General features: G+C 43.9%; 16 protein-coding genes and 1 pseudogene. 15 read left to right on the top strand and 2 right to left on the bottom strand.

Annotation, left to right across the window (positions count from 1 at the left end; all coding sequences use genetic code 11):
* Nucleotides 1-260 precede the first annotated feature (260 nt).
* The 6 genes and pseudogenes from ACYVD3_RS01000 to ACYVD3_RS00975 all read left to right on the top strand — a co-directional run.
* Complete coding sequence (locus ACYVD3_RS01000; RefSeq protein WP_460640647.1) at nucleotides 261-1,319, top strand: sulfate ABC transporter substrate-binding protein; 1,059 nt, start codon at nucleotides 261-263, stop codon at nucleotides 1,317-1,319.
* 32 nt (nucleotides 1,320-1,351) lie between these two features.
* Nucleotides 1,352-2,200 (top strand): sulfate ABC transporter permease subunit CysT, encoded by an 849-nt coding sequence (gene cysT, locus ACYVD3_RS00995; protein WP_460640646.1) that lies wholly within the window; start codon nucleotides 1,352-1,354, stop codon nucleotides 2,198-2,200.
* 6 nt (nucleotides 2,201-2,206) lie between these two features.
* Nucleotides 2,207-3,016, top strand: coding sequence for a sulfate ABC transporter permease subunit CysW (gene cysW, locus ACYVD3_RS00990; protein WP_460640645.1), 810 nt, complete (start codon nucleotides 2,207-2,209; stop codon nucleotides 3,014-3,016).
* 5 nt (nucleotides 3,017-3,021) lie between these two features.
* On the top strand, nucleotides 3,022-4,080 hold the full coding sequence (locus ACYVD3_RS00985; protein WP_460640644.1) for a sulfate/molybdate ABC transporter ATP-binding protein: 1,059 nt from the start codon (nucleotides 3,022-3,024) through the stop codon (nucleotides 4,078-4,080).
* 158 nt (nucleotides 4,081-4,238) lie between these two features.
* The gene (locus ACYVD3_RS00980) at nucleotides 4,239-4,775 is read left to right on the top strand and encodes a hypothetical protein (protein WP_460640643.1); all 537 of its coding nucleotides are present in this window, start codon (nucleotides 4,239-4,241) and stop codon (nucleotides 4,773-4,775) included.
* An 84-nt stretch (nucleotides 4,776-4,859) separates the two neighbouring features.
* A pseudogene (locus tag ACYVD3_RS00975) lies at nucleotides 4,860-4,976 on the top strand (transposase); the annotation flags it as partial.
* Between the two features lie 461 nt (nucleotides 4,977-5,437).
* On the opposite strand, the gene ACYVD3_RS00970 reads toward ACYVD3_RS00975, so the two are convergent.
* Nucleotides 5,438-5,686 (bottom strand): TIGR03905 family TSCPD domain-containing protein, encoded by a 249-nt coding sequence (locus ACYVD3_RS00970; protein ID WP_460640642.1) that lies wholly within the window; start codon nucleotides 5,684-5,686, stop codon nucleotides 5,438-5,440.
* Between the two features lie 156 nt (nucleotides 5,687-5,842).
* Here ACYVD3_RS00970 and ACYVD3_RS00965 point away from each other — a divergent pair, with 156 nt between their 5' ends.
* The 4 genes from ACYVD3_RS00965 to ACYVD3_RS00950 all read left to right on the top strand — a co-directional run bounded on the left by ACYVD3_RS00965 (nucleotide 5,843) and on the right by ACYVD3_RS00950 (nucleotide 10,129).
* Nucleotides 5,843-6,541, top strand: coding sequence for a 5'-methylthioadenosine/adenosylhomocysteine nucleosidase (locus ACYVD3_RS00965; protein WP_460640698.1), 699 nt, complete (start codon nucleotides 5,843-5,845; stop codon nucleotides 6,539-6,541).
* Nucleotides 6,542-6,668: 127 nt separating this feature from the next.
* Nucleotides 6,669-7,610: a hypothetical protein gene (locus tag ACYVD3_RS00960; RefSeq protein WP_460640641.1), complete on the top strand. Its 942-nt coding sequence runs from the start codon at nucleotides 6,669-6,671 to the stop codon at nucleotides 7,608-7,610.
* Nucleotides 7,611-7,816: 206 nt separating this feature from the next.
* Complete coding sequence (locus ACYVD3_RS00955; protein WP_460640640.1) at nucleotides 7,817-9,163, top strand: glucose-6-phosphate isomerase; 1,347 nt, start codon at nucleotides 7,817-7,819, stop codon at nucleotides 9,161-9,163.
* A 195-nt stretch (nucleotides 9,164-9,358) separates the two neighbouring features.
* Nucleotides 9,359-10,129 (top strand): DUF6612 family protein, encoded by a 771-nt coding sequence (locus ACYVD3_RS00950; protein WP_460640639.1) that lies wholly within the window; start codon nucleotides 9,359-9,361, stop codon nucleotides 10,127-10,129.
* A 121-nt stretch (nucleotides 10,130-10,250) separates the two neighbouring features.
* On the opposite strand, the gene ACYVD3_RS00945 is transcribed toward ACYVD3_RS00950, so the two are convergent.
* Nucleotides 10,251-10,733 (bottom strand): GNAT family N-acetyltransferase, encoded by a 483-nt coding sequence (locus ACYVD3_RS00945; protein ID WP_460640638.1) that lies wholly within the window; start codon nucleotides 10,731-10,733, stop codon nucleotides 10,251-10,253.
* Between the two features lie 468 nt (nucleotides 10,734-11,201).
* On the opposite strand from ACYVD3_RS00945, the gene ACYVD3_RS00940 reads away from it, so the two are divergent.
* From ACYVD3_RS00940 to ACYVD3_RS00920, 5 genes are all read left to right on the top strand, one after another.
* On the top strand, nucleotides 11,202-12,440 hold the full coding sequence (locus tag ACYVD3_RS00940) for an ABC transporter substrate-binding protein (RefSeq protein ID WP_460640637.1): 1,239 nt from the start codon (nucleotides 11,202-11,204) through the stop codon (nucleotides 12,438-12,440).
* 106 nt (nucleotides 12,441-12,546) lie between these two features.
* Nucleotides 12,547-13,467, top strand: a complete 921-nt coding sequence (locus ACYVD3_RS00935; protein ID WP_460640636.1) for a carbohydrate ABC transporter permease — start codon at nucleotides 12,547-12,549, stop codon at nucleotides 13,465-13,467.
* On the top strand, nucleotides 13,467-14,288 hold the full coding sequence (locus ACYVD3_RS00930) for a carbohydrate ABC transporter permease (RefSeq protein ID WP_460640635.1): 822 nt from the start codon (nucleotides 13,467-13,469) through the stop codon (nucleotides 14,286-14,288). Before ACYVD3_RS00935 ends, ACYVD3_RS00930 begins: the two co-directional genes overlap by 1 nt.
* 44 nt (nucleotides 14,289-14,332) lie before the next feature.
* The gene (locus tag ACYVD3_RS00925) at nucleotides 14,333-17,323 is read left to right on the top strand and encodes a glycoside hydrolase family 2 TIM barrel-domain containing protein (protein ID WP_460640634.1); all 2,991 of its coding nucleotides are present in this window, start codon (nucleotides 14,333-14,335) and stop codon (nucleotides 17,321-17,323) included.
* A gap of 25 nt (nucleotides 17,324-17,348) precedes the next feature.
* Nucleotides 17,349-19,670: a glycoside hydrolase family 65 protein gene (locus ACYVD3_RS00920; RefSeq protein WP_460640633.1), complete on the top strand. Its 2,322-nt coding sequence runs from the start codon at nucleotides 17,349-17,351 to the stop codon at nucleotides 19,668-19,670.
* Nucleotides 19,671-19,682 lie beyond the last annotated feature (12 nt).

Raw genomic sequence — 19,682 nt, 5'->3', positions numbered from 1 at the left:
TGCTTAATTACCCGTTGCAGAAATTGAATCTGATCCGTATAATGCATAGTAAACATATTTGTTTTATATGTAATAGGGATTGGGGGTGAACCGAATGCGAAAAAAACCTGCTCTTTCCATGATTTCGTATTGCCGATGTTATAAGCTTTGTCATTTTGCTGCTGGAAAGACCTGTGGCATGAAAGAACGAATGTGATTTCAGATTTTCTAAAAACAAGATGCGGCTTAAAAATATCATGGTGAAATGAGGTATTTCTATTATGAAACGTATAAACATATTTTCCAATAGGGTCTTAGGGCCCACTATCGTATTAGTTTCTGTCCTTGGTGTTTTGACGGGCTGCTCTGGCAAGGATGTCTCTTCTGACGCTGATAATGCAGCCTCTGAAACTGTATCTATTACAAATGTCTCCTACGACCCTACCCGGGAGTTGTATGAGCAATATAACAAACTCTTCCAAACCTATTGGGAGCAGAAAGCAGGGCAAACAGTGGAAATCACCCAGTCTCACGGCGGATCAGGCAAGCAGGCTCGCTCCGTATTGGAGGGCAACGAGGCCGACGTGGTAACACTGGCTCTGGAGGGCGATGTGGATGAACTGCGTACAGCCGGACTGATTGAAGACGGCTGGGTAAAAGAATTTCCAAAGGACAGCGCCCCCTATACATCCACAATTGTTTTCCTGGTGCGCAAAGGAAATCCGAAAAACATTCAGGATTGGGATGACCTTGTGGGGACTGATGTTGAAGTCATCACCCCGGATCCAAAAAGCTCCGGCGGTGCCCGGTGGAACTTTTTGGCTGCCTGGGCCTTCTCAGATAAAACATATGGCGGGGACGAAACAAAAAACAAGGAATTTTTACAAGCGCTTTACGCCAATGTGTCGGTGCTGGATTCCGGCGCTCGCGGATCAACCACTACATTTGTAGAGAACAAAAAAGGGGATGTGCTGTTAGCATGGGAAAACGAGGCGTTTCTTTCGGTGGAAGAGCATCCCGGTGAATTTGAGATTATAACTCCCAGCTTAAGCATTCTGGCGCAGCCGTCCGTTGCGGTGGTAGACGTCAATGCCGAAAAACATGGAACCACGGAGATTGCAAAAGCTTATCTTGACTACCTCTATTCAGACGAGGCACAGCGGTTGGAAGGGAAAAATTATTATCGTCCTTCCAATCCTGACATCCTTAAGGAATTTGGAGATACTTTTGATCTCAATATCCAGCTAGTCAATATCAACGATGACTTTGGAGGGTGGGCCTCTGCCAGAGATAAATTTTTTGCCGACGGAGCGATTTTTGATCAGATATATCAGAAGTAACACGGTTGTAATCGCCGGGTGCAGGGGGAATCATGGATAATTTTGAAAAAACTTTTATAAAACGGAAAAGCAGAGTGATACCAGGATTTGGCCTTTCCATCGGTATCACCATCACAATGCTCAGTTTGGTTGTGCTAATTCCTCTGTTTTCTGTATTCTTACTTCTTTCCGATTCTACGTTCAGCGATTTTTTAAGAGTGATTACTAATAAACAAACCGTAGCGGCCTATAAGGTCAGTCTTAGCTGTGCTGCGATTGCCGCTGTGGTTAATGTAGTGTTCGGCATTTTGCTGGCCTGGATTTTAACCCGTTATCAATTTCCTATGCGGCGGATATTGGATGGCCTGATTGAGCTGCCTTTCGCACTGCCCACCGCCGTGGCAGGAATTGCGCTGACCACGTTATATTCTGAACAGGGCTGGATCGGCAAATTGTTTGCGAAAATAGGAGTGGAAATTGCCTATTCAAAGAGTGGAATTGTGATTGCTATGATTTTTATCGGAATTCCATTTGTGGTACGCTCCATTCAGCCGGTTCTGGAAAAGCTGGACCCACAGTATGAGGAAGCGGCACAGGCTTTAGGAGCCAGCCGCTCCCGTACTTTTTTTAAAGTAGTACTTCCTGAAATTCTGCCGGCTGCCCTGACTGGTTTCGGCCTTGCGTTTGCCAGGTCCGTTGGTGAATACGGCAGCGTGGTGTTTATCGCAGGAAATATTCCCTACGAAACACAGATCGTACCGCTCATGATCATGAACAAGCTGGAACAGTTCAACTATCCGGCTGCAACATCAATTGCTTTCGTAATGGTGGTATTTGCGTTCCTGCTCCTGTTCGGTATCAACTTGATTCAGGCCCGCATCCAAAAAATTGCAAGGGGGTAAGAGCGGATGAAAGAGAAAATTATAAAATGGCTTTTGATTTTTCTTGGAGCGGCGTTTCTGGGCATTATGCTTGTATTGCCTCTTGCCACCGTGTTGGTATATTCATTGCGTCAAGGCTTTGAGGTTTTCTTCCAGGCCGTCACAGATGACTATACAGTGAAAGCACTAAAGCTGACGTTATTTACTACTGTCATTTCTGTGACTGTGAATACACTGTTCGGCGTCTTTGCTGCCTGGGCTATTTCTAAATTCCAGTTCCGGGGAAAGCAGGCGCTTACTACGCTGATCGATATCCCATTTTCTATTTCCCCCATTATCGCGGGGCTGGTATTTATTCTGGTATTCGGGCGAATTGGTTGGGCATACCCGTTGCTGGAGGCATGGGATATTAAAATTGTATTTGCAGTACCTGGAATTGTATTAGCAACGATTTTTGTTACCTTCCCCTTTGTTTCCCGTGAGCTGATTCCCTTGATGCAGGCACAGGGAAGCGATGAGGAAGAAGCCGCTGCCCTGATGGGTGCGAAGGGGCTGCGGATTTTTCGCAAGGTTACCTTTCCACATATCAAGTGGGGACTTTTGTACGGCATCATTCTCTGCACAGCACGCGCTCTGGGCGAGTTTGGGGCGGTGTCGGTGGTATCCGGCCATCTGCGGGGCAAGACAAACACATTGCCGCTTCACGTGGAAATTTTGTTCAATGAATTTAAACTGACTGCGGCTTTTGCCGTTTCCTCCATTTTGGTGTTGATTGCGGTATTGATCCTGATTCTGCGCAACATTGTGGAGTACCGTGTCAAACGGGAAGAGAGGTAGAGCCTATGTATGTACAGCTAAAAAATATCAATAAAAAGTTCGGTTCTTATCAGGCAGCGGAAAACATCAGTTTTTCCATTGAAAAAGGTAAGCTGATTGGGTTACTGGGTCCCTCAGGGAGCGGGAAAACAACTATTTTACGTATGATTGCAGGGCTGGAAGTACCGGATAGCGGTGACATTTTTATCGATGGCCAGTGTGTAAATGTTCTTCCTGCCAGCAAACGCGGTATCGGTTTTGTATTTCAAAACTACGCCCTTTTTCGATATATGACGGTTTTTGATAATATTGCATTTGGCCTGGAGGTACAGAAAAAAGATAAGGAGTATACCAAGCAGAGAGTAAACGAACTCATCGAGCTCATCGGGCTGAAAGGGTTGGAAAACCGCCGGCCTCACCAGCTTTCAGGAGGACAGAAGCAGCGTGTGGCTTTTGCCAGGGCGCTTGCACCGAAACCTCATGTGCTGCTGCTTGACGAACCCTTTGCCGCTATTGATGCCAAGGTGCGCAAAGAATTGCGTACATGGCTGAGAGAGACTATAAACAAGGTTGGGATCACCAGTATCTTTGTTACCCACGATCAGGAGGAAGCAGTCGAGGTAGCGGATGAAATCATCATCACCAATACAGGCCATATTGAACAAATCGGGTCACCGGTGGAGATTTATAAAAATCCGGCTACACCTTTTGCTGCGAGATTTATTGGTGAATCCATGATTGTAGAGGATTACAGCCGGCTCAGCGGCTTTGAATTTGAAGAAGGCTATGAAAAAGCCGTTCTTCGTCCTGAATTTATAAGGGTCACAAGAACGGACAAAGAGGTTTATCCGCACGCTTCTCAACGTGCAATCGTAGAAGACAGCTTTTTTCGCGGCAATATGTTAGAGTTGAGATTGAATGTCGGTGGGATAAAGCTTGTTGCATACCGATCCTTAGAAGATGAACTTCTTGCTGTCGGGGAGGAAGTCAGTGTGCTGATTTACCGTCTGTATCTTTACAACGACACGCAGGTGCGCCTGGCAGAAAACAGGTCTTTTCAGCCCAGCGATATATTTACGATCTGACAGTTCAGTTTTCTTTGGGCTGAACCCCGTTGTGGTGACTTTATTTTCCCAGGTGCGCTTTTGGCCTTGTATAAGTGGAAATTAAACTCTGTTCTTGTCATGGTACGCGTCGTTGATATGTGTCTCTTTTGTTATCAGCTCATTCTGGAGGCGATAAGATGAACCTTTTTTTAAAGTCAGGCACCCTGTACCGGACAGACAATATGGATTCCGGTCCGGCATTGGCCAATATTCACAGCCGTTTGTTCGGTTTGGAAAAGCAAATCATTGCAGGAGAAAAGCAGTTCCGCACCCAAATCCGGACGGAGATACTCACAGGGGAGCGATTTCCTGGTGTCTGCTCCAGGCAATATCTGCTGAAAAATTCTGACGGCGAGATTCTGTTATCCGGCATTCCAAGATATGCAGACGAAAACGACCCCTCCATTGTAGGGCACTTCATCTACAGGATGCCACGGGTAAACTCCGCTGAACTCATGTTTCAGGACCGGAGTGGGCTTCTCCGAATGATCAGCAGTCAAAACTACCGTTTGACCGACCCTTCCGGTAAAGTGATTCTCACTCTCCTGCGCAGGGGAATCTTTTACGGTGGCTGGAATCTTGACGCAGCGGAGGAGCTTCGTCCCGAGTTTTTGTGCGGTATCTTTATATTTTGCCGATATATGGAGCAGGAAAATGAATTACCTATTGTATAACTGCACGGACAGCAGTGCCTGCAGAAGGACAATGGCAATCGCCCCACAAAGTTAACCTTAGCATGGCGCTGAAGGAGCTTTGAAAAAGCATTTAAAATTGCTGCAGTAAAACCGGTTCTTGGAGATGGCATGTCTGTTTCAGAAGTTTCAGAAGAAATTTCCATTCATGATAAGTCTTTATACCGTTGGATAAGTGAATAGGAAGAATACAGAGAAAGTGCGTTTCCAGGACATGGGACGCACTTTATTCGTATCAGTATGAAATCAAAAAACTAACGCAAGAAAACCTGGAACTTTGAAAAACCTCAAACAATTAAAAAAATCAGGCCCTCCTGAAGAAGAAAGCAGAAAAGGCCCCCCTATGATAAAACTCTAGTGGAATCGTTTTATAGGACCATAAAAAAAGAGCTTATTCAAGATGCCCGTTATGAGACTCCTGAATAAGCTCAAAATAATATCTTAAATACATTGAATTATATAATAATACCAGGCAAATTCATTCTGCTCTCGGATATATAACTCCGGCTCCATTCGAAGAATAAAATTCATAAAATCCGCTTAACTTTGTGTCTGCAAAACCTTGACAGCTCCAAAGATAACCTTTTTTCAATTGCCCACTTGACGGTGTGCATACCACCGCCATTTTTGCACCGCTCTATTATTTACTGTAATCCTTCTTTGTATTGCTTTAATGCTTCCGCAAGCTGGTCCGGGCAGGAAGTGGGCCTGTAGCCGCACTGGATCCCTTCCAGTCTCCTTATGGCTTCATCTACGTCCATTCCCTCTACCAGACGGGACACACCCTGGGTATTGCCGGAGCATCCCCCTACAAACTGGACGTGAACCAGTTTATTGTTTTCCACTTCAAAATCGATTTCCCTGGAACAGACGCCATGTGTTTTATATTTCATTCCTGATTCCTCCAATTTTCAAATTCTTTATTCTTTTGAACCTTAAAATTATAACGAAATTCCGGTGAGGTTGTCAATAGTTCTTTGCAAACTGGCTGCCAGCCGTTATAATAGAAGGCAGAATAAAAAGAGAAATGCATGGAAAAGGAGAAAACTATGTTAGGAATCATCGGTGCCATGGATGTAGAAGTGGCAGAAGTAAAAAAAACCATGGAGAATGTTACGGTAGAAACCATAGCTGCAATGGATTTTTATAGAGGGATTTTAAAAGGAAAGGAAGCGGTGGTGGTCCGTTCCGGTATCGGCAAGGTAAATGCAGCAATCTGCACCCAGATCCTGGCAGACCATTACCATGTGGATGCAGTGATCAATACCGGGATCGCCGGTTCTTTAAAGAATGAGATCAATATCGGGGATGTGGTGCTGTCCACGGATACGGTGCACCACGACATGGATGCCACCGGCTTTGGATACCCTGCGGGACAGATTCCCCAGATGAAGGAATTTGCTTTCCGGGCCGATGAAAGGCTTCGGAATCTGGCTGAAGAATGCTGTAAAAAGGTTAATCCTGAGATCGGAGTTTTTACCGGAAGGGTGGTTTCCGGGGACCAGTTTATTTCTGATAGGGTTAAAAAACAGTGGATATCTGAAACTTTCGGTGGATACTGCACGGAAATGGAAGGGGCTGCCATCGCACAGGCGGCATACCTAAACCATATCCCATTTCTTATCATCAGAGCCATTTCAGATAAGGCGGATGACAGCGCAAACATGGACTACAGCGAGTTTGAAGAGAAGGCGGTAAGGCACTCCGTAAACCTTATTTTAGCCATGGCTGAACAGTATTCATATTAAGTTGAGAATCGAATCCTGACGGGATTTGACGAACGATTCTAGGCTCTCTCATCTTCCCAAAGCCAGACCAGGTGATTATAATAGATCTATCACCGGTCATAGCCGGGAAGAAAGGGGAGCTATTATTATGCTGGAATTTTTACAGACAGGCAAAGCGCTGTACGTGCTTGCAGCCCTATGCGGCATTGGCATTATCACCAGATGGCTGACACGTAACCTCTACAAAAGACTGATTAAAGAATCGGACAACCTTACACTTACTAAAAACAAGAATCTTCGGGCGTTTAAGCAGAAGACAGAAACCACGTACCAGATGAACCAGGGAATCCCAAAGGTAAAGCCGTATCTGGAACGGCAGATGTATGATTTTAAACATATGGGAATAACACTTCACGGATGGAATATGTTTTCCAACCAAATGACGCTGTGGTGCTTTTTAACAGGAGGGGCGGCGGCGTTCGCAGCCTACTGGTACCGCACTGATTCTTATTACATAGTCTTGTATGGCTCTGCAGGGATCATGGCCGGACTGTTTACCATTCTGGTGGACCACGGCGCAGGAATTCCGGAGAAACGGCAGCAGCTATTTGCGTCTCTGGACAATTATTTGGAAAATACGTTGATTTACCGACTGGATCTGGAAAGAGAAGATTTACAGGCAATATCGGGGCCTCATATGGAAACCCGTGAAAATATAAGATCTATTTATCCCCCATCATCAATGGGAGGGGTGGAAAGCGAACCGGAGCAGGACAAGAAGGCGGACAGGAGAAGTGCAAGGCAGAGGAACAGCTCCTTGGAAAAATCCATAAGGAACCGCCCGCAAAAGCAGTCCATGGAGGCATTTTCGGAAACTCCTGAGGCCGGAACCGAAAGGGGAGAGGTCCAGGGGCAGCCGGATATGAAAAATTCCAGGCGGGATGTGGATTACTTAAAACGGAGCCTGGAACAGATTGCCGCCAGCCGGGAAAGAGAGCGGGGAGGCAGGCAGGGAGAGGACTGGCTTAAGGATTTAAGTCCTGATGAGTTAAAGCTGATCGGTGAAATTCTCCAGGAGTATTTAACATGAACCTTTGGAAGGCAGAACGAAAATCATGTCGCATTTAGAACTATTCTATGGTATAATTTTCCTAAGCAGGGGGTCAAGAACCTGAAGTCAGATAACCCATAGCAAGCCGCGGGCTATTTGATTTTGCAGGCAGTCGCCAAGGTCAAGTTCGCTTGACTTCGGCTCGTTGCCTTTGTGAGATTATAAGGAAAAGGAGAATATTAGCAATGGGAAATGTAATTTTTGATTATTCCAGGGCAGCAGGTTTTGTATCAGCAGAGGAAATGGAGAATATGAAGGCCACGGTAATGTGTGCCAAGAATGTGCTGATGGACAAATCCGGTGCAGGCAGTGATTTCTTAGGTTGGATCGACCTTCCGGTGAATTATGATAAGGAAGAATTCCAGAGAATAAAGGTGGCAGCAGAGAAGATTCAAAATGATTCTGAGGTCCTGCTGGTCATCGGTATCGGTGGTTCCTATCTTGGAGCCAGGGCAGCCATAGAATTTTTATCCCACAGCTTTTACAATGTATTGCCGAAAGGAAAACGTAAAACTCCGGAGATCTATTTTGTTGGAAACAGCATCAGCAGCAAATACATCCAGGATTTAAAGGATGTGCTGGATGGAAAGGATTTCTCCGTTAATATTATATCAAAGTCTGGGACAACCACAGAGCCGGCAATCGCCTTCCGGGTATTTAAGGATATGCTGATTGAGAAATATGGCCGTGAGGAGGCAAATAAAAGGATTTATGCCACCACGGATAAGGCAAGGGGCGCATTGAAGAATCTGGCTGACGAGGAAGGCTATGAATCCTTTGTAGTTCCGGATGATGTAGGAGGACGTTTCTCAGTGCTTACGGCAGTCGGCCTTCTTCCGATTGCAGTGTCCGGCGCTGATATTGATAAATTGATGGAAGGCGCAGAGGCGGCCAGGAAGGAAGCCCTGGAAGCGGACTATGAGTCAAACGGCGCCCTCCGGTATGCGGCTGTGCGCAATATCCTGCTTCGAAAGGGAAAAGCAGTGGAGATCGTGGCAAACTATGAGCCAAGCCTTCATTATGTTTCCGAGTGGTGGAAGCAGTTGTTTGGGGAAAGTGAAGGAAAGGATCAAAGGGGGATCTTTCCGGCGGCAGTGGATTTGACCACAGACTTACACTCTATGGGACAGTTTATTCAGGATGGGGCCAGAATTATGTTTGAAACCGTACTGGATATAGAAGAATCTTCCGCGGAGATCCTTCTTAAGGAAGAAGAGGTTGATACCGACGGTATGAACTATCTGGCAGGAAAGAGCGTTGATTTTGTCAATAAAAGCGCCATGAACGGAACCATTCTGGCTCATACCGACGGGGACGTGCCCAATTTAATGGTCAGGATCCCTAAGCAGGATGAGTACAGTCTGGGACAGCTTTTCTACTTCTTTGAATATGCATGCGGCATCAGCGGATATATTTTGGGCGTGAATCCGTTTAACCAGCCGGGAGTGGAAAGCTATAAGAAGAATATGTTTGCCCTTCTTGGAAAACCGGGATATGAGAAAGAAAGGGAGGAGCTTTTAAAACGATTATAAGGTGTCGGCAGACCGCGTCGGTGTTCTGGTTCAGACTTTTATATAAGGTCGGACCGGGGCTCCGGCGCTTTTGGCTGTTTAGATTTTTTGGAAATAATAAAGAGATATTTAAGAAAATCTTAGATATGAAATGGCGGTGCAGTATAGTATACTTAAAGTGCATGCTAAAAAAACAACATGATTAAGGAGGAAGATATGAAAAAATGCTTAATGCTTTTCCTTGCTTTGGCCACAGCTTTGTCATTGGCTGCCTGCAAGGCGGAAAAGGATCCCAAGGTGCTCTATGATGAGGCTTCGAAAAAAACGTCGGAGCTGGCTTCCATGGATGTGATCTCTGCGATCAACATGCAGATGACCCAGGGAGAGGACACCACGGATATCAAAATGGATCTGGATATGAAGATGGCGGACATAAACACCGAGAACATGAGGTATCTGGCCAAGGGGACTACTTCACTTATGGGCCAGGATCTGGATATACTTATGTACTATGAGAACGGATATTATTATATGGATTCCATGGGCCAGAAGATTAAATACGCTATGGATTTAGATGCCATGATGAAACAAATCAAGCAGAGCACAGAAGGTGCAAGCGTAAATTCTTCTTATTTAAAGGATGTCACGGCAAAGAAGGATGGAGATAACCGGGTCCTTACCTTTACGGTTGATGCTGAAAAGATGGATGCATACGTACAGGATTTAATGGGCCAGCTTGGAACCAACATGGAAGGGGTAACCTATACCATTAAGGAGGCCAGCGGCGAAGCCACGGTCAATAAGGAGGGGTATTTTACCAACTCCAAGATAAAGATGTCTCTTGAAATGAATGCCCAGGATCAGACCATAGCCATGGTTATGGATACGGATTCCACCTATAACAGCCCCGGCCAGACCGTTGAAGTCACTGCGCCGGATCTGGAGGGTTATACGGAAATCGATGCCAGTGCACTGGAAAATCAGTAAGACGATCCAAATAGAATAAAATACTGCCTTAACCGGCACTGTTGTGAAAATGCCGCTGTCCTCCTTTGAGGGCAGCGGCATTTGAAATGGCAGAACCTATGGAAAAGCTCCCCCCTTGCCATCAATGGAATGTTTCAGGTTCTTTTAAGGTGGAAGCGGCATACATTCGTTGGGAGTTGCCGTCATCTCCATTTATCATTGTAAGGAAATCCCAACCGCACTTTTCATAAAATTCTGTATGGTCTGTTATCAGATATAGGGTTTCAAATCCCATATTACTTAAATCTTTTCTGGAAAAATCTAAAAGATACTTTGCGATGCCCTGGCCCCGATAATTTTCTTTTACATACAATGCGCACAAATTTGGGCTTAAGTCTTTCCGGTCATGGAAGTCGTTTTCTATTATTCCTGCCCCTGCTATCATTTCCAGGTTTTCATTTAAAACTATATACCATTGAGGGATTCCTGTTTTTTGATTGATACTTTGTTCCATGCTTTCCTTGTAAGCCTCAACAGGAATGCCCCATTTTTGAGAAAACCAGGAAGCTGCCTCATCTAAAAATTCCGGGTGGTCACATAATTTCTTTAATGTTAAGGTTTTCATTTTTATATCCTCTTCCTTCAAAATCTGAATTTATCTGTTAAACTCTGTTAATGAGAAAATCTGAAACACTGCACAAACGATATAAAGCATCAATTCTGCCCCGGCAATACTGTTTTTGGAAAGAAAACAACCGCATATTTAGGGAAAGGCTGGGTTATGGAAAGCAGTATATACCATTCTAAAGCGGTTTACAATTACTTTGTGAAAAAAAAGACATATCATCTGTTTTCTTAATCCTGGCAAGGACGTTAAGGACAATCCTTATCCATGTTGGTAAAAGTTTTATTGTTAACTAATGGGGAAAAATCAAAAAGAATAAAAACTGTTATTAAAATGAGGAATTATGCACAAATATGGTGCGATAAAAATGTTAAAAATAGAAGAAAATACAAGGAATCAACTAAAACTATTGAAAAATTACCTAGTAAATTATATAATGTTTTTATCAAGTAAACAGGAGGGTAATTTATGAAAAGAAAGTTGACAGCATTGTGTATGTTATCTCTGACAGCAGTAGCCGTATTAAGTGGATGTGGCGGCAGTAAAGCCAATCAGGATACAGCAAAAGGCGGAAAAACAAAAATCCGTTTTGCGTCCTGGGATGTGGCGGAAGATGTAGACCGCCAGCAGGAACTGGTGGATAAGTTTAATGCGGCACATGATGGCATTGAAGTAGCTTTAGAAGCCTATGGAAGTGATTTTGATACAAAGATCAGTGCAGGCATGGGCTCCGGGGATACTCCCGATGTCATGTATATGTGGAATTATCCGTCATACTATGAGGGGTTAGAACCGCTGGATAGTTTCATTGAAAAAGAAGGGGAAGCATATAAAGCAAATTTCTATGATACCTTGTGGAATTACAATTCCATGGATGGACAGGTATATGGTATTCCCATCGGATTTACAACACACACGTTGTTCTATAATAAGGATTTATTCCAGGAAGCAGGAATCTCTGAGCCAGCCAATGATTGGACATGGGATGATTTGCAGCAGGCGGCAAAGACCATATCTGAAAAAACCTCTGCAAAAGGCTTTGCATTCCCTATGAAGCCGGATCCATATGATTTTGAAATGTATTTATGGAGCAATGGAGCTGCATATTGTGATAAAGATGGAAAACTGGATGGAAATATTAATTCCAAAGGATCAGAGGAAGTATTTCAGATGTTCCAGGATATGGAGAAAGAAGGGTATGCAATTGCCACAGAAAAAAGCGGTACCGATGAATTCCGTTCCGGAGCTGCGGCAATGTATGTATATGGTTCATGGGCAATTAATTCTCTGAAAGAAGACGGGTTAAACTATGGTGTGGTTGCCATTCCTGCTTTTGCCAATGCAGGAAAAGATTCTGTCAGCATTTTAAGTTCTTCCGGTATTTCCATTTCTAAAGACAGTAAGAATAAAGAAGCAGCATGGGAATTTGTGAAGTTCTGGACCAATGAAGAATCCAATAAAGCACGAATCGGCTTGGAATTACCGGTACTGAACAGTGTGGTAGAATCAGAAAAGATCATGGAACAGCCGGAATATGCGCCGTTTTACTTAATGCTTGAGCAAAGTGCCGGCTATACTCCAGCAAGCTTCATTATTAAAAACTGGTCTGAACTATCAGAAGATCTGTCCCTGTCCTTTGAAGAAGTGTTTAATCCAAGTTCCCTTCAGAGCGTGCCGGATGTATTGAACAGTGCAGCACAGCAGTAAAACAAAATAGAAAAGATGAATTTGGCCGTCTGGTGCATAGATCCCAGACAGCCAGATTCCTTTAAAGGGCCAAGAAAAAAAGAATCAGCTTAATGGGAGAAACGCTATGAAGCAAAAAAAGTTTATAAGGAATGCAACTCCGTACTTCTTCATTACTCCGTGGATTATCGGGTTTTTAGTATTTACAATCGGACCGCTTATTCTGTCCCTGGGCATGAGCTTTTTTGACTGGCCATTGACGTCTGATCCGGTATTTAAGGGGTTCGGCAATTATATTGAAATGTTTACCAAGGATAATCAGTTCTGGAAATCTCTTACAATCAGCTTAAAGTATGCAGCGATTTTTGTACCGTTAAATATGGCAATTGCCCTGTTCCTTGCTATGTTAATCACACAGCCGGTCAATGGGGTAAAAATATACCGTACGATTTTTTATATACCCGCAGTTATTTCCGGCGTGGCAGTGTCGATTATCTGGGGCTGGATTTTAAATGGGGACTACGGCGTATTGAATTATTTATTATCCTTACTGGGGATTAAAGGTCCCAGGTGGCTGGTAGATCCTGCCTGGGCCCTGTTTGCAGTTGTTTTGGCCAGTGCTTTTGGTGTGGGAACAATGATGCTCATTTTTTATACGGATATTAAGAATATCCCCATTGATTTATATGAAGCATCATCCTTAGATGGAGCCAGTCCTGCGAAACAGTTTTTCAGCATTACCCTGCCGATTATTACACCAACAATTTTGTTTAATTTAATCACTTCTGTCATCAGTTCCTTCCAGCAGGTGACGCTGGTAATGCTGCTGACTGGGGGAGGTCCGTTAAAATCCACCTATTTTTATGGACTGTATACCTATAACAACGCGTTTAAGCACCATAAGCTGGGGTATGCAAGCGCCAATGCATGGGCGATGTTTATTATTATCTTAATTCTGACGGCATTGATCTTTAAGTCTTCTTCTACATGGGTATTTTATGAAACGGAAGCAAAGGCTGGAAAGAAGAAAAAGGGAGGGAAAAAATAATGAAGATGTCCAGGAAATCAAAATTTATTATCTATACCCTGCTGACGGCTATTGCAGTTTACTTTCTTGCACCTTTTATTTATATGTTCTTTACTGCCTTTAAAACGGAAGCAGAAGCCATTGCCTATCCGCCCCGGTTATTTCCCTCCAAATGGCTGTTTGAGAATTTTAAAAATGCATGGGAATCACAGCCTTTTGGTACATATTTAAAAAATTCTATTATTATTGCGGTTATGACTACTGCAGGGCAGATCCTTTCCTGTTCTTTGGTGGCATATGGTTTTGCAAGGTTTGAGTTTAAAGGGAAAAACCTGTTATTTATGATTTTACTTTCTACTATGATGATTCCATGGGATGTTACCATGATACCTCAATATATGGAATTTAATTTATTTGGCTGGATTAACACATTAAAACCGCTGATTGTGCCGGCATGGTTTGGTTCTGCCTACTACATTTTCTTAATGAGACAATTTTTAATGGGAGTTCCCAAGGACTTTGAAGAGGCGGCGCGCATTGACGGTGCCAATGCATTTCAGATTTATTGGAAAATTTTCATGCCGATCTTAAAACCCTCCCTCATTCTGGTAGGTGTCTTAAATATGATTACGGTGTGGAACGATTATCTTGGACCATTGATTTTCCTTCATGACAGAAGTAAATATACGCTTGCTTTAGGGCTTGCAACCTTTAAGGGAGTTCACAGCACACGGATTATCCCTATGCTTTGTATTACAATCATCATGATTATCCCGCCAATTATTATATTTATTATTGCGCAAAAGTATATTGTAGAAGGGACAAGTGGTTCTATTAAATAGAAAGAGCATTTGTTTGACATAAACACTTAGAGGAGAAACAAAAAATGATAAGGCGAGAAAAAAAGAGATGGGAAGACCAGACCCTGGGACATATTGGAAGAAGGGAAGCCCGTACAGAATTTTATAAAGATTCTGCTTCCAGAATTAATTTAAATGGAGAGTGGAGATTCCTCTATTTGGAAGCGCCGGAACTGTCACCCGAAGGATTTATGAACAAAGGAACAGGTACAGAGTGGGATATCATTGACGTGCCTTCTGTGTGGCAGTTGAGAGGATATGACCGGATGCACTATACGGATGTGCTGTATTTATTTCCGGTCAATCCGCCTTTTGTACCCTCAGAAAATCCCACGGGAATTTATAAAAAAACAGTCCACATCAGCAGGGAATGGATTGAGAATGATACTATTTTAAAATTCCACGGTGTGGACAGCGCATTTGATGTATGGGTCAACGGGATACATGCAGGATACAGCAAGGTCAGCCGCCTTCCAAGTGAATTCGATATTACAGCCTATGTTCAGGAGGGGGAGAATGACATTACCCTGCGGGTCTATAAATGGTCTGATGGAACTTATTTGGAAGACCAGGATATGTGGTGGCTTTCCGGGATTTACCGGGATGTGGAATTAATCAATGAGCCCAAAGACAGTATTATTGACTGTACGGTGGATGGAGATTTGGACAGCTCTTATGAAAATGGCATCTTAAGAGCAGATATTACCACAAAGCAGGAAACATGTGAGGGTACATGGAAAATAGAAAGAAATGGAACGGCAGTTACCGGTGGAAGCTTTCAGGCAAAAGAGGGAAAGGCACACTTAAACGAGTTGATTCCCGGTGCAGAACTCTGGACGGCAGAAACCCCTGATTTATATGAGTTGACAGTATCTGCAGGCAAGCATGAAATCGTGGTGCGTGTGGGATTTCGTAAGGTTGAAATAAAAGATAATAACTTCAGAGTAAATAATCAGGTGATTCTGTTAAACGGTGTGAATCACCATGACTACCATCCAAAAGAAGGGCGCTGTGTCACAAGGGAACAGACGGAAGCGGATATCCTGCTTATGAAACAGCATAATATTAATGCACTGCGCTGTTCTCACTATCCTGCCAATGGATATCTCTATGATTTATGCGATGAATATGGGCTTTATGTGATTGATGAGGCAGATTTAGAATGCCATGGATTTGAATGGGTAGAAAGGTATGACTGGATTACCGATGACCCGTCCTGGGCAGAAGCCTATGTGGACAGAAGCGTGCGCATGGTAAAGAGGAACCGGAATCATCCCTGCATTATTATGTGGTCCATGGGGAATGAATCCAGCTTTGGCTGTAATTTTAAAAGTGCTGCCAAGGCAATAAAAGAACTGGACCCTACAAGGCTGATCCACTATGAAGGAGATTATGAAGCAGAAGTGGCCGACGTGTATTCTACCATGTACACAAGGTTAAAAAGGCTGAAAGAGATTGGAGAATCAGATTCTAAGGGGAATAAACCCCATGTTATGTGTGAATATGGACACGCCATGGGAAATGGACCGGGCGGATTAAATTCATATCAGGAGATGTACCGCAAATATAAACGGCTTCAAGGCGGTTTTCTGTGGGAATGGTATGACCATGGCATCTATACTGAAGACGAAAAGGGAACCTACTACCGCTATGGGGGGAATTACGGGGATTTCCCCACAAACGGGAATTTCTGTATTGATGGGCTGCTGATGCCCGATAGAACCCCTTCCCCGGCCCTGCTGGAATATAAACAGGTCATTGCACCGGTGGAAGTGACAAGGACAGGTGCCGGACGGGAGATTCTTGTGAGGAACTATTATGACTTCCTGACACTGGACCATGTTTCTTTAAGGTGGGAGATCCAGGCAGAAGAACATATTGTTCAGGAAGGATGCATTTCTCATATGACTGCCCTTCCTCATGAAGCTGAGAAGGTAACAATACCCTTCCTTCCCTTCATGCCTGAAGCAAATACCGATTATTATCTGAATATCAGGGTATGCCAGAAAAAGGATACAATCTTTGCCAATGCCGGCCATGAGATTTTAAAAGTACAGTTTCCATTGGATCTATGCTGTGATGTCCTTGAGGAACGCCCCAAAGGAGAACCACTGCAGGTATCTGAAACAACGGATATCCTTAAGGTAGGGAACGGGGCCGTCACGGTAACGTTCCATAAAATATTTGGGAAGCTGCTGTCTGTTGGGACGGAAGGTCAGGAATTTTTAAGGGAAGGTCCGGTAATGAGCGTATACCGTGCCACCATTGATAATGATATGTATAAAAAAGAGGACTGGATGAATAAATATTTTATTCAGAAATCCAGTGAACAGACAGAGTATTTTACTTATGAAGCAGAGGCTGATAAAGTAGTTGTTTCTATTGGAAAATATTTTGGATGCTTAAATCAGTCCTGGGGTTTTGAATGTGACTATGAATATACCATCTATTCCTGCGGCCAGGTCAAAGTGGATTTGAAGGGTAAGGCGATCCAGAGAGGAAAGCTGGAACCTCCTTTCCTGCCCAGAATCGGTGTGGTCATGAAGGGGAATCAATCCCTTCAAAAGGCAGTGTGGTACGGCCTTGGACCTGGTGAAAACTATTCAGACAGCAAAGCCGCCAGCGTGATGGGGATTTATTCCAGTACTGTGGATGGGATGGGAACCAACTATGTATTCCCCCAGGAAAATGGCCACAGGCAAGAAGTGAAATGGTTTGGGATAGGAGACGGGAATAAGAGCCTGTTATGTAAGATGGAAGCGCCTTTGGGATTAAATCTTGCAAATTATACCGATGAAAGCCTGGAAGAGGCAAAGCACCCATTCCAGATACAGCGGGCAGACCATGTGGAGATCCATCTGGATTATTTACAGTCCGGCCTTGGAAGCAATAGCTGCGGAGAGGAACAGTTAGAAGAATTTAAAGGTAAGCTTCAGGACTTTTCTATGGCATTTGTTCTGCAGGTGGTTGCTGAAGGGGAAGTGAGAACGGAAGCAAAGAAGCGTTATTTGGACTAGGAAGACATAAAGGAGCAGTCAAAGAATGATAAAAGAGCGATTTTCAGGGAAATTAAAGGAGATGTTAAGCTCCGATGACTGGATGATTCTGCAGCCGGAATATGATCCGGAAGAAAATCTGAAATTTGAAAGTTTATTCAGTTTATCCAATGGTTATCTGGGGATCAGGGGAAGCTATGAGGAAGGAACAAAAATATCCCTTCCCTATTTATACATTAACGGGGTATTTGATAAATCAGAAACCTTTATGCGGGAGCTTGCTGCCCTTCCTAATTGGCTTGGGATAAAGCTTACCATTGAAAAAGAGCTGATTGGAATAGAAAACTGTGAGATTCTTAAGTTTACCAGAGTCCTTGATATGAAACAGGCCCTTCTTGGAAAAAGTTTTATATTGCGGGATAAAAAGGGAAGAGAAACCCTGGTGGAAGGAATAAGATTTGTAAGCCGTGCCAATGTACACCGCATGGGAATCAAGCTATATGTCACACCGTTAAATTACAGCGGCATCATAGAAGTGGAGAACATCATTGACGGTACCATTATTAACTTCCATGATGCCCCCCGCTTCAAAGTGAAACATACATATATGACAGCAAATGAAGCGCTGGATAAAGACGGTATTTATATGGAGGTGGCCACCAGAGACAACCACCTTCATATAGGGGCAGGATGCCGGATAGAAGCCTATAGAAACGGCAAGGGTATTCTGAAAAACAGGATGTTCCATGCCTTTGGGGAACAAGGGGTGGAGTTTAGTGATTTTGATGCCATAGAAGGGGAAACAATAGAAATCATAAAATATGTGTCTATGTATACGGAACGTGAAGAAGCCAGATATGCACTTCATAGGTCTGTAAAAGAAGAAATAGATGGATTTTTGGAAACAGGGTTTGAAGAAGAGCTGGAAGCCCATAGGTCAGTTTATGAGGACATGTGGAAAGCAGCGGATATCCGCATTGCAGGTGATTATGAGCTGGACCGGGCAGTCCGTTTTAATATTTTCCACTTAATGAGCACGGGCAATGAGAGAGATGACCGGGTCAATGTAGGCGCGAAGCTTCTTTCCGGCGAAGAATACGGCGGACATGCCTTTTGGGATACGGAAATTTTCATGCTTCCTTTTTTTGCATACATTTTTCCGAAAACGGCAAAGAATCTGGAATCTTACCGGTATCATCTGCTGGAAGCAGCAAGGGCAAATGCCAGGAAAAACGGCTACAAAGGCGCACAATACCCATGGGAGTCCGCAGATGACGGCACAGAGCAATGCCCTGATTGGACCATTGAGCCGGATGGTTCCTGTTACCGCTGTTATGTGGCAGTTTATGAGCATCATGTGACGGCAGCAGTTGCTTATGGAATTTATAATTATGTAAAAATTACCAGGGACACAGATTTTTTACTGAACCAGGGAGCGGAGATTTTAACAGAGACAGCAAGGTTTTGGGCCAGCAGGTGTGAATATGTGGCTGAGAAGGACCGTTATGAGATTAACAAAGTAACCGGCCCTGATGAATGGCATGAGCCGGTGAATAACAATCTTTATACAAATTATCTGGCAAAATGGAATCTGGGCTATGTGATTTCCTTAATTGATACCCTTAAAAAAGGGCATGCCAAAGAATATGAAATGCTGATCCGGAAAACAGGGTTGACAGCCCAGGAAATCAAGGCTTGGGAGATTGTCCAGGAAAAGATGTACCTTCCGGGAAAAGAAGGCGGGGGCCTGTTGGAGCAGTTTGAAGGTTACTTTAAGCTGGAAGATGTGGTGATTGAGAAGTACGACGAAAATGACTGGCCGGTTCGTCCGGAAGCTCTGAAAACCAGGAAGGCAAGGCAGACACAGATCATTAAGCAGGCGGATGTGGTCATGCTGCTGCACTTAATGGGAGAAGAATTTACGGAAGATGAGATTCGGAAAAATTACGAGTATTATGAGAAACGTACCCTTCATGGCTCTTCTTTAAGTCCAAGTATTTACTCTGTTATGGGATTAAAGGTTGGAGATGATTCCAAAGCATACCGCTATTTAAAAAGAGCAGCCTTCCTTGATTTGCTGAACTTACAGAAAAATACAAGGGAAGGGATTCATGCTGCCAATACCGGCGGTGTATGGCAGACCGTCGTATTTGGCTTTGCCGGGGTGTCCATTGGGGAACACGGCATCTTGTCTATTTGCCCTCACCTGCCAAAGGAATGGGAGGGGCTGGATTTTTGCCTCCACTATCTGAATTCCTGGTTAAAAATCACGATCACCAGAGATAACAGCGTCATCGTGAAGGTATTGGACGGGGAAGCTTTGGAAGTAAAGATAAATGGGCAGACCGTAAAGGCATCCAGGGAATAGAGAGGACATATT

The sequence above is a fragment of the Lacrimispora brassicae genome (genome assembly GCF_054772055.1).
The sequence above is the reverse complement of the archived record's forward strand: the minus strand, read 5'-3'. Positions and strand labels throughout refer to the sequence as shown.

Bases quoted from the DNA above. Each gene is read 5' to 3' on its own strand.
- ACYVD3_RS01000 (WP_460640647.1), top strand. From the start codon at position 261: ATGAAACGTATAAACATATTTTCCAATAGGGTCTTAGGGCCCACTATC.
- cysT (WP_460640646.1), top strand. From the start codon at position 1,352: ATGGATAATTTTGAAAAAACTTTTATAAAACGGAAAAGCAGAGTGATA.
- cysW (WP_460640645.1), top strand. From the start codon at position 2,207: ATGAAAGAGAAAATTATAAAATGGCTTTTGATTTTTCTTGGAGCGGCG.
- ACYVD3_RS00985 (WP_460640644.1), top strand. From the start codon at position 3,022: ATGTATGTACAGCTAAAAAATATCAATAAAAAGTTCGGTTCTTATCAG.
- ACYVD3_RS00980 (WP_460640643.1), top strand. From the start codon at position 4,239: ATGAACCTTTTTTTAAAGTCAGGCACCCTGTACCGGACAGACAATATG.
- ACYVD3_RS00970 (WP_460640642.1), bottom strand. From the start codon at position 5,686: ATGAAATATAAAACACATGGCGTCTGTTCCAGGGAAATCGATTTTGAA.
- ACYVD3_RS00965 (WP_460640698.1), top strand. From the start codon at position 5,843: ATGTTAGGAATCATCGGTGCCATGGATGTAGAAGTGGCAGAAGTAAAA.
- ACYVD3_RS00960 (WP_460640641.1), top strand. From the start codon at position 6,669: ATGCTGGAATTTTTACAGACAGGCAAAGCGCTGTACGTGCTTGCAGCC.
- ACYVD3_RS00955 (WP_460640640.1), top strand. From the start codon at position 7,817: ATGGGAAATGTAATTTTTGATTATTCCAGGGCAGCAGGTTTTGTATCA.
- ACYVD3_RS00950 (WP_460640639.1), top strand. From the start codon at position 9,359: ATGAAAAAATGCTTAATGCTTTTCCTTGCTTTGGCCACAGCTTTGTCA.
- ACYVD3_RS00945 (WP_460640638.1), bottom strand. From the start codon at position 10,733: ATGAAAACCTTAACATTAAAGAAATTATGTGACCACCCGGAATTTTTA.
- ACYVD3_RS00940 (WP_460640637.1), top strand. From the start codon at position 11,202: ATGAAAAGAAAGTTGACAGCATTGTGTATGTTATCTCTGACAGCAGTA.
- ACYVD3_RS00935 (WP_460640636.1), top strand. From the start codon at position 12,547: ATGAAGCAAAAAAAGTTTATAAGGAATGCAACTCCGTACTTCTTCATT.
- ACYVD3_RS00930 (WP_460640635.1), top strand. From the start codon at position 13,467: ATGAAGATGTCCAGGAAATCAAAATTTATTATCTATACCCTGCTGACG.
- ACYVD3_RS00925 (WP_460640634.1), top strand. From the start codon at position 14,333: ATGATAAGGCGAGAAAAAAAGAGATGGGAAGACCAGACCCTGGGACAT.
- ACYVD3_RS00920 (WP_460640633.1), top strand. From the start codon at position 17,349: ATGATAAAAGAGCGATTTTCAGGGAAATTAAAGGAGATGTTAAGCTCC.